Raw genomic sequence first — 257 nt, 5'->3', positions numbered from 1 at the left:
AGGTAATTTTTATGAAAGAGTTTCAAAGCTAACTAGTAAAAACATGGTATTACCGATGAATACTGGTGCTGAAGCAGTAGAGACAGCAGTAAAGGCCGTGCGTCGATGGGCTTATAGAGTAAAGGGTGTCCCTGCAAATCAAGCTGAAATTATTGTTTGTGAAGATAACTTTCATGGGAGAACGATGACAGCAGTTTCTTTATCATCAAATGAAGCATATAAAGAGGATTTCGGTTCCATGCTTCCTGGCATCAAAG

The 257-nt window shown here is 39.3% G+C and carries 1 protein-coding gene; it reads left to right on the top strand.

The genetic code is table 11. The features are described from left to right. Positions 1-55 precede the first annotated feature (55 nt). On the top strand, positions 56-257 hold a 202-nt coding region (locus tag AOA60_RS01690; RefSeq protein WP_305887034.1), incomplete at its 3' end, for an aminotransferase class III-fold pyridoxal phosphate-dependent enzyme.

It is taken from the genome of Pseudomonas sp. 2822-17, from assembly GCF_002742485.1.
GTDB lineage: Bacteria > Pseudomonadota > Gammaproteobacteria > Pseudomonadales > Pseudomonadaceae > Aquipseudomonas > Aquipseudomonas cyclaminis.
Note: the sequence above shows the minus strand (reverse complement) of the source record. Positions and strands in the feature narration are given on the sequence as shown.